Source organism: Pseudomonas sp. NPDC089396 (genome assembly GCF_044749545.1).
Lineage (GTDB): Bacteria > Pseudomonadota > Gammaproteobacteria > Pseudomonadales > Pseudomonadaceae > Aquipseudomonas.
In genome coordinates, this window is the sequence record NZ_JBIVIC010000002.1 from 383,370 (window position 1) to 395,480 (window position 12,111).

At 62.1% G+C, this 12,111-nt stretch carries 9 protein-coding genes; 5 read left to right on the plus strand and 4 right to left on the minus strand.

All coding sequences use genetic code 11. The features are described 5' to 3' along the window. Window positions 1-60 precede the first annotated feature (60 nt). Together ACIPZB_RS04765 and xseA are read right to left on the minus strand one after the other, a co-directional pair. Complete coding sequence (locus ACIPZB_RS04765) at window positions 61-888, minus strand: peptidoglycan DD-metalloendopeptidase family protein (RefSeq protein WP_400639182.1); 828 nt, start codon at window positions 886-888, stop codon at window positions 61-63. Window positions 889-891: 3 nt separating this feature from the next. After that, the gene (gene xseA, locus ACIPZB_RS04770) at window positions 892-2,271 is read right to left on the minus strand and encodes an exodeoxyribonuclease VII large subunit (protein ID WP_400639183.1); all 1,380 of its coding nucleotides are present in this window, start codon (window positions 2,269-2,271) and stop codon (window positions 892-894) included. 211 nt (window positions 2,272-2,482) lie between these two features. Here xseA and ACIPZB_RS04775 point away from each other — a divergent pair, with 211 nt between their 5' ends. The 3 genes from ACIPZB_RS04775 to guaA all read left to right on the plus strand — a co-directional run bounded on the left by ACIPZB_RS04775 (window position 2,483) and on the right by guaA (window position 6,252). Next, on the plus strand, window positions 2,483-3,040 hold the full coding sequence (locus ACIPZB_RS04775) for a hypothetical protein (RefSeq protein WP_008094435.1): 558 nt from the start codon (window positions 2,483-2,485) through the stop codon (window positions 3,038-3,040). An 86-nt stretch (window positions 3,041-3,126) separates the two neighbouring features. Beyond that, window positions 3,127-4,596 carry an IMP dehydrogenase gene (gene guaB / locus ACIPZB_RS04780; RefSeq protein WP_008094438.1) on the plus strand — a complete coding sequence of 490 codons (1,470 nt, stop codon included), beginning with the start codon at window positions 3,127-3,129 and terminating at the stop codon, window positions 4,594-4,596. 78 nt (window positions 4,597-4,674) lie between these two features. Then, on the plus strand, window positions 4,675-6,252 hold the full coding sequence (gene guaA / locus ACIPZB_RS04785; protein ID WP_236236826.1) for a glutamine-hydrolyzing GMP synthase: 1,578 nt from the start codon (window positions 4,675-4,677) through the stop codon (window positions 6,250-6,252). Window positions 6,253-6,333: 81 nt separating this feature from the next. On the opposite strand, the gene ACIPZB_RS04790 is transcribed toward guaA, so the two are convergent. Continuing rightward, complete coding sequence (locus ACIPZB_RS04790) at window positions 6,334-8,220, minus strand: LTA synthase family protein (RefSeq protein ID WP_400639365.1); 1,887 nt, start codon at window positions 8,218-8,220, stop codon at window positions 6,334-6,336. 299 nt (window positions 8,221-8,519) lie between these two features. On the opposite strand from ACIPZB_RS04790, the gene ACIPZB_RS04795 reads away from it, so the two are divergent. Beyond that, entirely contained in the window at window positions 8,520-9,902 is a 1,383-nt protein-coding gene (locus ACIPZB_RS04795) for a multicopper oxidase family protein (protein ID WP_400639184.1), read from the plus strand. Beyond that, window positions 9,902-10,381 carry a tRNA adenosine(34) deaminase TadA gene (tadA, locus tag ACIPZB_RS04800; protein ID WP_400639185.1) on the plus strand — a complete coding sequence of 160 codons (480 nt, stop codon included), beginning with the start codon at window positions 9,902-9,904 and terminating at the stop codon, window positions 10,379-10,381. Before ACIPZB_RS04795 ends, tadA begins: the two co-directional genes overlap by 1 nt. A 94-nt stretch (window positions 10,382-10,475) precedes the next feature. On the opposite strand, the gene mltF is transcribed toward tadA, so the two are convergent. Then, complete coding sequence (gene mltF, locus ACIPZB_RS04805) at window positions 10,476-11,933, minus strand: membrane-bound lytic murein transglycosylase MltF (RefSeq protein ID WP_043273522.1); 1,458 nt, start codon at window positions 11,931-11,933, stop codon at window positions 10,476-10,478. Window positions 11,934-12,111: the final 178 nt, after the last annotated feature.

Consider the following 12,111-nt stretch of genomic DNA (forward strand, 5'->3'; position numbering starts at 1 on the left):
CACAGGGTCAGGGGTGACCCTTGTGGGAGCCGGCTTGCCGGCGATACAGGCGCTGCGGTCTCAGGGCTGGAACGCGCCAATGAAGATCGCCGGATCCACCCGCGCATCGTTCAGGCTGACATTCCAGTGCATATGTGGCCCGGTAGCCCGCCCGGTCGAGCCGACCCGGCCGACCACCTCGCCCCGGCGCAACGGCTGCCCGACCGCCACATCGATCTTCGACATATGGCAGAACATGCTGATAAAGCCCTGCCCATGGTCGACGAACACCGTGCGCCCGTTGAAGAAGTAGTCACCCACCAGAATCACCTTGCCATTGGCAGGTGTCTTGATCGGCGTACCCGCCGGCACCGCAAAATCCAGCCCCGCATGGGGGTTGCGTTCTTCGCCGTTGAAGAAGCGGCGCACGCCGAACTTGCTCGACAGCGGCCCGCTGACGGGCTTGTCGAGCACCAGGTTGCTCGGCAGGTTGGGGCTGAAACTGCGGTAGGCCTTGATCTGTTCGGCCAGTTCACGGTCGATGCGCTTGAGGTCGGCCGGGTCGGGGTTGACCTGGCGCTTGTTCTTCAAGATGATGTGCTGCTCCGGGTATTTCTTGCTCCCCACACTGAACGTCAGGTTGCGACCATCCTGGCTCAGCACGGCCGTGCCGGGCTTTTGCGTCAGCGGGATACCGACGATGGCCAGCCAGTTGTCCTGCTCCTTGACCACCAGCACCGGCTTGCCGTCGAAGCGTGCATTCGGTGCAGTGGCCGCAGGCCCGAGGTCGACCACGGCGACGCCACCGGGTACCGGCTTGTTCAAGGTGCGGGTGATGTAACTGGCCTGGGCGCCGCCCGCCAGCAAGAACAGGGAAAGGGCAAGCAGGGGCGCGAACAGGCGGGGCATGTGTCAGTCCAGTAGGGAAAGGGTGACCGGGGTCAGGTGGTTGTCCTCGACCCGCACCCGCAGCTCGCCTTCGTTCAGGCGGGCAGTCAGGCGCTGGCCGTTGTGGGTCTGCTCGGCGCTGCGGATGGCGTGGCCACGTTCGTCGAGGAGGATGCTGTAGCCACGCGCCAGGGTGGCCAGCGGGCTGACCACCTGCAACGTCTGCAGCTGGCCCTGGAAGCGCTGGCGACGGTCCTTGAGCACTTCGCGCATGGCCCGTGGCAGGCGTTCGGCGAGGCTGTCCAGGCGCTGGCCCAGCAGTTTCAGGGTGCGCCCGGGATGCTGCGCGGCCAGGCGCGTGTCGAGGCGGGCCAGGCGCTCGCGGCGCTGGTTGAGGTTGAGCGTGAAGGCGCGGCGCAGGCGCATGTCCAGGTCGTCCAGGCGCTGGGCCTGCTGACGCAGGCGCTCGCCGGGGTGGCGCAGGCGCCGGGTCAGCGAATCGAGGCGCAGGCGGTCGTGGGTCAGGCGGTATTGCATGCGCAGCAGCAGGCGCCGTTGCAGGCCGTCCAGGCGCTGCTGCAGGCCGCTGTTGTCAGGGGCCAGCAGTTCGGCGGCGGCCGACGGCGTGGGGGCGCGCACGTCGGCGACGAAGTCGCTGATCGATACGTCGGTTTCATGCCCTACGGCACTGACGATCGGCGTCACGCAGGCCGCCACGGCGCGCGCCACGGCTTCCTCGTTGAAGCACCAGAGGTCTTCCAGCGAGCCGCCGCCACGGGCCAGGATCAGGGCATCGAAGCCAAGCCGGTCGGCCTGCTGCAAGGCGCGCACGATCTGGTTGATCGCCTCGCGGCCTTGTACGGCGGTGGGAATCAGGTTCAGCTCGACCTGCGGCGCGCGGCGGCCGAATACGCTGATGATGTCGCGGATCACCGCGCCGGTGGGCGAGGTGATGATGCCGATGCGCTGCGGGTGGGCCGGCAGCGGCTTCTTGCGTTCGGCGCTGAACAGGCCCTCGGCACCGAGCTTTTCCTTCAGTGCTTCGAAGGCCAGGCGCAGGGCGCCGTCGCCGGCCGGCTCGACCGTGTCGAGAATCAGCTGGTAGTCGCCACGCCCTTCGAACAGCGAAACCTTCCCGCGCACCCGCACCGCCAGGCCGTCGCGCAGGGCCTGGCGCACACGGCTGGCGTTCTGCCGGAACAGTGCACAACGCACCTGGGCGCCGCTGTCCTTGAGGGTGAAATACATGTGGCCGGAGGCTGGGCGGGCGAGGTTGGAAATCTCGCCTTCCACCCAGACGCTGCGGAACACGTCTTCCAGCAGCACGCGGGCGCGACCGTTGAGTTGGCTGACGGTGAGGACCTCGCGGTCCAGGCCGAGTCGTTCGAAGGGGTCTTTGATCATGGTGGGCATCATAAAGGACATAAGGGCTGCTTGTCTGTCCCGGCCCCATCGCCGGCAAGCCGGCTCCCACAGGTACTCCACTGTTCTCAGGTTCAGTGGGGTACCTGTGGGAGCCGGCTTGCCGGCGATGGGGCCTACAGCCCTGCATTACAGCGAGGAACTACCGGGGTAGAATTGCAGCATTACCGCAATCCCCAGGCCCGTTTCGTCAATGACCACCCAGAGCATCATCGTCCCCAAACTCTCCACCGTGCCGGTGCACGAAGCCCGCGCCCGGGCAATCCTGCGCTGGCTGGTGCGCGAGAAAATCGTCGAGGAGCAAATGACCACCTGCGGGCGCACCGGCAACCGCATGGGCCATGCCCTGGCCGCAGGCGCGCGCAAGGTCGCCCTGCATCCGCAGAAGCTGCCGTTCGGCGAGCAGGTCAATGGCCTGGAAGTGATGCTCAAGCGTTGCATCTATACCCCCACCGAGGGGTTTCTCGAAGAGGCCGGCTGCCCGGAGTGCCGACGCGAGGTGGGCGAGCCGTTGTTCGAAAGCCTGGAAGAGTGGATGCCCGGTGTAAGTGACAACTTCACCTGTCCGCTGTGCGGTTTCGAGGACGACATCAATGGCTTCATTTACCTGCAGCCATGTGCCTTTTCCAACTTGGGGTTCATCTTCAACAACTGGGGCGAGGCCGGGTTTACCCAGGCCTTTCTCGACAGCTTCGCCGATTGGCTCGACCAGCCGGTGGCGGTGGTGAAGGTAAAACTGCCAGAACGCTGACCGAAGGCCCTTATTTTGCATTGAGCGGCGCGCCGTGGATGAGTATAATGGCGCGCTTCCATTTTTCCCGCCCGGGAGCCCCCGCGATGTTGCGTATCAGCCAAGAAGCCCTGACTTTCGACGATATTCTCCTTGTACCTGGCTATTCCGAGGTACTGCCTAATGAAGTCAGTCTCAAGACCCGTTTGACCCGTGGCATTGAGCTGAACATTCCGCTGGTCTCCGCCGCCATGGATACCGTGACCGAAGCGCGCCTGGCCATCGCCATGGCCCAGGAAGGCGGTATCGGCATCATCCACAAGAACATGACCATCGAACAGCAGGCCGGCGAAGTACGCAAGGTCAAGAAGTTCGAGGCTGGCGTGGTCAAGGACCCGATCACCATCGAGGCCGACGCCACCGTGCGTGACCTGTTCGACCTGACCCGCCTGAACAACATCTCCGGTGTTCCGGTGCTGGAGAACGGCGACCTGGTCGGCATCGTCACTTCCCGTGACGTGCGCTTCGAAACCCGCCTGGATGCCAAGGTACGCGACGTGATGACGCCCAAAGAGCGTCTGGTCACCGTCCGCGAAGGCGCCGACAAGAACGAAGTCCGCGAGCTGCTGCACAAGCACCGCCTGGAAAAAGTCCTGATCGTCGACGACAAGTTCAGCCTCAAGGGCATGATGACCGTCAAGGACATCGAAAAGGCCAAGGCCTACCCGTTGGCCAGCAAGGACGACCAGGGTCGCCTGCGCGTCGGCGCTGCGGTCGGCACCGGCAAGGACACCGGCGAGCGCGTTGCTGCCCTGGTTGCCGCTGGCGTTGACGTGGTTGTCGTCGACACCGCCCACGGCCACTCCAAAGGTGTGATCGACCGCGTTCGCTGGGTCAAGGAAACCTACCCGCAAGTGCAGGTGATCGGCGGCAACATCGCCACCGGCGCTGCGGCCAAGGCCCTGGCCGAAGCCGGCGCCGATGCCGTCAAGGTCGGTATCGGCCCAGGCTCGATCTGCACCACCCGCATCGTCGCCGGTGTCGGCGTGCCGCAGATCAGCGCCATCGCCAACGTCGCCGCCGCTCTGGAAGGCACCGGTGTGCCGCTGATCGCCGACGGCGGCATCCGCTTCTCGGGTGACCTGTCCAAGGCCATCGTCGCCGGTGCTTCCTGCGTGATGATGGGTTCGATGTTCGCCGGTACCGAAGAAGCGCCGGGCGAAGTCGAGCTGTTCCAGGGCCGTTCCTACAAGGCTTATCGCGGCATGGGCTCGCTGGGTGCCATGGCACAGGCGCAAGGCTCGTCCGACCGTTACTTCCAGGACTCCTCGGCCGGCGCCGAGAAACTGGTACCGGAAGGCATCGAAGGCCGCGTGCCGTACAAGGGCGCCCTGGCCGCGATCATCCACCAGCTGATGGGCGGCCTGCGTTCGTCCATGGGCTACACCGGCAGCGCGACCATCGAAGAGATGCGTACCAAGCCGGAATTCGTACGCATCACCGGTGCCGGCATGGCCGAGTCCCACGTGCATGACGTGCAGATCACCAAAGAAGCCCCTAACTACCGCGTAGGCTGAGGCTTCCAGCAACATTTGCATGCGGGGCTGTCACGACAGCCCCGCGTCGTTTCCGATTTCCACTGACGAGATTGAGTCATGGCCCTCGACATTCACGCTCACCGCATCCTGATCCTCGATTTCGGTTCCCAGTACACCCAACTGATCGCCCGCCGCGTGCGCGAGATCGGTGTCTACTGCGAACTGCATCCGTTCGACATGGACGATGAAGCGATCCGCGAATTCAACCCGCGCGGCATCATCCTCGCTGGCGGCCCCGAGTCGGTCCACGAAGCCAACAGCCCGCGTGCCCCGCAGGCCGTGTTTGACCTGAACGTACCGCTGCTGGGCATCTGCTACGGCATGCAGACCATGGCCGAGCAGTTGGGCGGCAAGGTCGAAGGTTCCGACCTGCGTGAGTTCGGTTATGCCCGCGTCGACGTGGTCGGCAAGAGCCGCCTGCTCGACGGCATCGAAGACCACGTCGACGATGACGGCGTACTGGGCCTGGACGTGTGGATGAGCCACGGCGACAAGGTCACCCAGATGCCGGGCGACTTCCACGTGCTGGCCAGCACCCCGAGCTGCCCGATCGCCGGCATGTTCGACGATGCCCGCGGCTACTACGGCGTGCAGTTCCACCCGGAAGTGACCCACACCAAGCAGGGCGGTCGCATCCTGTCCCGCTTCGTGCAGGACATCTGCGGCTGCGAAGCCCTGTGGACCCCGTCCAACATCGTCGAAGACGCCATTGCCCAGGTACGTGAGCAAGTAGGTTCGGCCAACGTCCTGCTCGGCCTGTCCGGCGGTGTCGACTCGTCCGTGGTCGCTGCGCTGCTGCACCGCGCCATCGGCGACCAGCTGACCTGCGTATTCGTCGACAACGGCCTGCTGCGCCTGCACGAAGGCGACCAGGTGATGGCCATGTTCAAAGAGAACATGGGCGTCAAGGTGATCCGCGCCGATGCCGAGAAGCAATTCCTCGACAACCTGGAAGGCGAAGCCGACCCGGAGAAGAAGCGCAAGATCATCGGCCGCACCTTCATCGACATTTTCGATGCCGAAGCCAGCAAGCTGGACAACATCCAGTTCCTCGCCCAGGGCACCATCTACCCGGACGTGATCGAGTCGGCTGGCGCCAAGAGCGGCAAGGCCCACGTGATCAAGTCCCACCACAACGTCGGCGGCCTGCCAGAGGAAATGAACCTCAAGCTGGTCGAGCCACTGCGTGAGCTGTTCAAGGATGAAGTGCGCAAGATCGGCCTGGAGCTGGGCCTGCCGTACGACATGGTCTACCGCCACCCGTTCCCGGGCCCGGGCCTGGGTGTACGTATCCTGGGTGAAGTGAAGAAGGAATACGCCGACATCCTGCGTCGCGCCGACCACATCTTCATCGAAGAGCTGCGTAAAGCCGACTGGTACCACAAGACCAGCCAGGCGTTCGTGGTGTTCCAGCCGGTCAAGTCGGTCGGTGTGGTTGGCGATGGCCGCCGCTACGCCTGGGTCGTCGCGCTGCGTGCTGTCGAGACCGTGGACTTCATGACCGCGCGTTGGGCTCACCTGCCGTACGAGCTGCTGGAAACCGTCAGCGGCCGTATCATCAACGAAATCGACGGTATCTCGCGCGTCACCTACGACGTGTCGAGCAAGCCGCCGGCCACCATCGAGTGGGAATGATCGGGCAGCCGGCCTAGGCTGGCACCGACAGGCATGGATACACCAAAAAGCCCGCACAATTGCGGGCTTTTTGGTTTTTGCTCATTCAGGTTGCTCAAGCTTCTGGGCGAATAGCGCTTTCTGGTAAAAATTGAAGGCAAGCAGCCTGTTCTTGACTGCGGTGAACTCATCCCCCTGCACGGGTTGCGGGTTCTTTTCCTGGGGGTCGTTTTCGATATTGTATTTCGTCAGGGTGTCCGAGCTGAATTCGTAAATGTATTTGTAGGGATACTCCACCAAGGCTGACGCCAAATGGTCGAAGAATGTGGACATGAAGTACGCCCGCTTACCCTGCGCTCTCAACAAACTAACGCCTTGTACAGCGAGGGGCGACTCGGTAACGCCAAAGAAATCGGCAACCGTAGGGACAATATCGGTCTGGTGACTTGTCGTTGAGTCGTGTTTGGCCAGCGCTTTGCCATGCGCCCAGAATATCAGGGGTACGGCAACTTCTTCCTCATGCATGGAAGCGTTGTGAATGAACAAACCGTGCTCACCGAACGACTCGCCATGGTCACCCACAAGTACAAATAACGTCGAGTCCAGAAGGCCGGACTTGTCAAACGACTCCAGCATTTCAGCCAGCACGCTGTCGCTTTTTGCTATGCAGTTTTCGTATTTTTCCAACTCGCTCTTCAAGGCGGAGTCGTGGCCGCATTCATAGGGGTAGTGCGCCGCGCTTGGGAAGTACAATGCAACGAAACCTTTGCCGTTCTTCTTGATGTTCTCCAGGTAAGGGATGCTGGACAAAAACAGCTGCTCGTCACTCTCCCCGAAACTATTGGCATTCGCTGGGCGGTTCTCGCTGGCGATGATGTCCGAGAGCTCATAGGCATTCGATACGCCGATGGATTTCAAGAAACCCCGCATATTTTCGAACTCTAGAAACAATGAGCTGAAGGCGACGGCTTCCATGTTTTTCTGGTTTTTCAGTTCATGGATGAGGCTAGGTTGATTCAGAGACATGGCCTCTTTGATCTCGACGTCGGGGTAGGCGTGCTGCCCGGTCAGGATCGCGTGATAGCCTTTGGACGAGTGAGGCACTGATACGTACGATTTGAACAGCATGCCCTCCCGGGAGAGCTTTTCGAATGTGGGGTACTTTTCAGCGGTATTGATGTCCGCAGCGAAAATGCTGTTCCAGCGAACCGATTCCAGGACGATGAAAACCAGGTTCTTGAAGTCTGGCCTGGCGTGCGACTGTAGTTTTTCGATGTTGTTTACGCTGGAGAGCGGGTAGGCGGGTTGCTCGAACGGCAACGTTGGTTTGTGCGGAGCAGCGTTCAGGAACGTGCTGCTTCTGAGCGCGGTGACCAGCGGACTGACTACGATATTTTTGTTCAAATCGTAGCGCGCGTCTTTGGCGGAGAGGGTGCCGATGAGCAGGGCAGCTATCACTAGCAGGGGAGCCCAGTAGTATCTCTTCTTCCTGGTGACGTCTGTGCGTTGTGCTTTATAGGCGATGTAGGTTGCCACCCCAACGAACGACCACGCCGCCAGGTAAGCAAGAAAGAGTACGAAGACAATGAACCTGAAGGTGAGCCCAAAACCGGCAGATTGCTTGAAGAACGCTTCGGCCCCGGAGGTCAGGTTGCTTGCGTTTTGCAGGCTGTAGCTGATCAGTTGCCAATTCAGAGGCTTCAGCCACAGCTCCCGGACACGCATATCCATCAGCAAGAACAGCAACAAGGCACCTGAGACGATGCTCAACAGGTAGAAGTTGAATTTATGCCGGGTAAGGGTGTAGACGCCAATCACATAGACGGCAGTCGCAAGCATTACATCTTGTAAGAGGTACAGGGCAATATCGAGAACGCCGGTGTCCACCCATCGATAGGAGAAGAACTCGATCAGGATGATCTTCGGCACGAGCAGCAGGGCAACAGCGAGCAGCAGAGAAATGTGTAATGAAAAATTCCGTTTCCACATGTTGTCGAGCCCTCGCATTTAGGAAGCAGGCTTCTTGTTGTGATGGGTGGGCAGAACGCCAGCAGCCAGAGCCCATCTGCTTGAACTTAAGCAGCCTGCCCTTGTTTGAGCAAGTCACCCCAGGCGCATCAAGCGCTTGCCCAAGAAATAGGGCAGGACGAGCGGGCGCTCACGGCCGCTTACCGAAGGTGCGACAAGACTTCACTTAATCTTTCCCATTTGCAGGTGTATCGTATTCGCCCTTCATCGCCAGCCACTGCTGGCAGACTGATTGCGCAGAACACGAGGTACCCGCACCGATGTCCTTTACCCGTCGACAAATGCTCAAGGGCCTGACCGGCCTTGCTGTGGTAGGCCTGGGCGCCGGAGGCGCCGCGCGCTACTGGCTGGGCAAGGTAGAGGACGAGAATGCCGGGCACGACTACGAGCTGATCGCCGCACCGCTGGACGTTGAGCTGGTGCCCGGCTTCAAGACCGAGGCCTGGGCTTTCGGTCCTTCGGCGCCGGGCACCGAGCTGCGGGTTCGCCAGGGCACCTGGCTGCGCGTGCGCTTCATCAACCACCTGCCGGTGGAAACCACCATTCACTGGCACGGCATCCGCCTGCCGCTGGAAATGGACGGCGTACCCTATGTGTCGCAGTTACCGGTCAAGCCCGGCGAGTACTTCGACTACAAGTTTCGCGTGCCGGATGCCGGCAGCTTCTGGTACCACCCCCATGTCGCCAGCTCCGAGGAGCTCGGCCGTGGTCTGGTCGGGCCGTTGATCGTCGAGGAACGCGAGCCCACCGGCTTCCTCCACGAGCGCACCCTGAGCCTGAAAAACTGGCATGTCGACGAGCAGGGCGCCTGGCTGCCGTTCAGCATTCCCCGTGAGGCGGCGCGCAATGGCACCGCCGGGCGCTTGATCACCATCAACGGCCAGGCCGATTCGGTAACCGAGCTGCCGGCCGGCCAGGTGGTGCGTCTGCGACTGTTGAACCTGGACAATACCTGGACCTACCGTCTGAACCTCAAGGGCAACTGCGAGGCGATGATCTATGCCCTCGACGGCAACCCGGTCACCCCGCGCCCGTTGGACGACGACTATTGGCTGGGGCCCGGCATGCGCATTTGCCTGGCAGTGCGCATCCCCGAGGCGGGTGAGGAAATCTCCTTGCGTGACGGTTTCGTGCGCCTGGGCACCTTGCGTTCGGTGCCCAGCAACGATGCGCCGGGCGATTGGCCGCCGGCGCTGCCACCGAACCCTGTGGCCGAGCCGGACCTGGAGAATGCCGAAAAGCTGAACTTCAATTTCGAATGGGTCGGCAAGGTGTCGGTGAATACCGAGAATGGCAGACCACCGAGCTTGTGGCAGATCAACGGGCAGGCCTGGGACATCACCGACAAGACCTGCGCCGATCGCCCGATCGCAACGCTGCAGAAGGGCAAGAGCTACATCTTCGAGCTGAAGAACATGACCCAGTACCAGCACCCGATCCATCTGCATGGCATGAGTTTCAAGGTGATTGCCTCCAATCGGCACAAGATCGTCGAGCCGTGGTTCACCGATACCTACCTGCTGGGCAAGAACGAGCGCGCGCAGGTGGCCTTGGTGGCGGATAACCCGGGCACCTGGATGTTCCACTGCCATGTCATTGACCACATGGAAACCGGTCTGATGGCCGCGATCACGGTGGTGTGATGCGGCCACAAATCATCGATCGCAGCCTCGATCAGGAATTCATGCGTCTGGCCCTGAGCCTGGCGGCAGAAGGTGCCGCACTGGGCGAGGTGCCGGTGGGCGCAGTGCTGGTGCAGCATGGCCAGGTGATCGGGCAGGGCTTCAACCGGCCGATCATCGACAGCGATCCCAGCGCCCATGCCGAGATGGTGGCGATCCGCGCGGCGGCGAAATCCGCCAGCAATTACCGCCTGCCGGGCAGCACCCTGTATGTGACGCTGGAGCCTTGCAGCATGTGCGCGGGGTTGATCGTACATTCGCGGGTGGCGCGGGTGGTGTATGGGGCGCTGGAGCCCAAGGCCGGGATCGTGCAGAGCCAGGGGCAGTTCTTCAGTCAGGGGTTCCTGAATCATCGGGTGATGTTCGAGGGTGGGGTGCTGGCCGAAGCGTGCGGGCAGATCTTGAGTGAGTTCTTCAAGGCCCGCCGGGCAAAGGGGTAGCCTGCACAGGCCTCATCGCCGGCAAGCCGGCTCCCACAAGGATCACCTAGTCCCACTGTGGGAGCCGGCTTGCCGGCGATAGGGCCCAGGAGGTTCACATCGGCGGCGACTGCTCCGCCGGCTTGTCCTTGTTCACCCCTGGCACATGCAGGTTGCCCTCGGCCACCTGGCCTTCGAGCTGCGGCTGGGTCACCCAGGTGAGGATGTCGTAGTAGCGACGGATGTTGGCCACGAAGTGCACCGGCTCCCCGCCGCGGGCATAGCCATACTTAGTCTGCCGGTACCACTGCTTCTGCGACAGGCGCGGCAGCATCTTCTTCACGTCCAGCCACTTGTTCGGGTTGAGCTTTTCGCGCTTGGCCAACGTGCGGGCGTCTTCCAGGTGGCCGCTGCCGACGTTGTAGGCGGCCAGGGCGAACCAGGTACGGTCCGGCTCCTGGATGCTGTCGGCGAGCTCAGCCTTGATCTTCATGAAGTACTTGGCGCCGCCCTGGATGCTTTGCTTGGGGTCCAGTCGGTTGGACACGCCCATGGCCTGGGCGGTGCGCTGGGTCAGCATCATCAGGCCGCGCACGCCGGTCTTGGAGGTGACTTCAGGCTGCCACATCGACTCCTGGTAGCCGATTGCCGCCAGCAGGCGCCAGTCGACCTGCTCGACCTTGGCGTAGCTCTTGAAGTGCTTTTCGTACTTGGGCAGGCGCTGCTGCAAGTGCTGGGCGAACGTATAGGCACCGACATAGCCCAGGACATCGACATGGCCGTAGTAGCGGTCTTTCAGGCGTTGCAGGGTGCCGTTCTTCTGCGCCTTGTCGAGGTACTCGTTGACCTCGTTGAGCAGGCTGTTGTCGTCGCCGGCCGCCACCGCCCAACGCTGGTCGCGCGCGTCGCCCAGGTCGAAGGCAACCCGCACGTTGGGGAAATACACCTGGTTCATCGCCAGTTCGTTGGAGTCGACCAGGGTCAGGTCGATCTGGCCTTCATCGACCATGCGCAGCAAGTCGACTACTTCTACCGCGTCGGACTCTTCATATTGCAGGCCCGGATAGCGCTTTTTCAGCTCGGCCAGCTGGTCGGCATGGCTGCTGCCCTTGAGCACCATGATCTTCTTGCCCACCAGGCCTTTGGCCTCGGTGGGGCGAGGGCGGCCATTGCGGTAGATGACCTGCGGGGTCACTTCGAGGTAGGGGTGGGAGAACTTGGCCTGGGCATTGCGCCGCTCGCTGCTGACCAGACCAGCCGCAGCCAGCACCGGGCCGGACGGCTTGCCGAGGGCATCGAACAACTCGTCGAGGTTGTCGGCAGTCTCGATCTGCAGCTTGACGCCGAGATCGTCGGCGAAATGCTTGACCAGTTCATACTCGAAACCGGTTTCGCCGTTGCGATCCTGGAAGTAGGTGGCCGGGCTGTTGCGGGTAATGACGCGCAGCACGCCATCCTCCTTCACGCGCTCGAGGGTGCTGGGTTTTTCAACGCAGGCACCGAGCATTAGAAAGAGTCCGGTTGCGAAGAGCCATTTGGCGCAACGCTGGCGCAAAGCAGTGTGGGCGAACATAGGTTGCAGTATACGCAAAGGACTGGCACAGCCATATCTCGACAACAGATAGCTTGTCTGCTAGCGCGTTATGTGCAGCCCTGGCCCCATCGCCGGCAAGCCGGCTCCCACAGGTCCTTGTGGGAGCCGGCTTGCCGGCGATGGGGCCAGGGCGGGCAAAACAAGGTAATTTTTTTGA

Coding starts and splice junctions, on each gene's coding strand:
- ACIPZB_RS04775 (WP_008094435.1), top strand. CDS start 2,483: ATGACCACCCAGAGCATCATCGTCCCCAAACTCTCCACCGTGCCGGTG.
- guaA (WP_236236826.1), top strand. CDS start 4,675: ATGGCCCTCGACATTCACGCTCACCGCATCCTGATCCTCGATTTCGGT.
- ACIPZB_RS04790 (WP_400639365.1), bottom strand. CDS start 8,220: ATGTGGAAACGGAATTTTTCATTACACATTTCTCTGCTGCTCGCTGTT.
- ACIPZB_RS04795 (WP_400639184.1), top strand. CDS start 8,520: ATGTCCTTTACCCGTCGACAAATGCTCAAGGGCCTGACCGGCCTTGCT.
- mltF (WP_043273522.1), bottom strand. CDS start 11,933: ATGTTCGCCCACACTGCTTTGCGCCAGCGTTGCGCCAAATGGCTCTTC.
- tadA (WP_400639185.1), top strand. CDS start 9,902: ATGCGGCCACAAATCATCGATCGCAGCCTCGATCAGGAATTCATGCGT.
- guaB (WP_008094438.1), top strand. CDS start 3,127: ATGTTGCGTATCAGCCAAGAAGCCCTGACTTTCGACGATATTCTCCTT.
- xseA (WP_400639183.1), bottom strand. CDS start 2,271: ATGATCAAAGACCCCTTCGAACGACTCGGCCTGGACCGCGAGGTCCTC.
- ACIPZB_RS04765 (WP_400639182.1), bottom strand. CDS start 888: ATGCCCCGCCTGTTCGCGCCCCTGCTTGCCCTTTCCCTGTTCTTGCTG.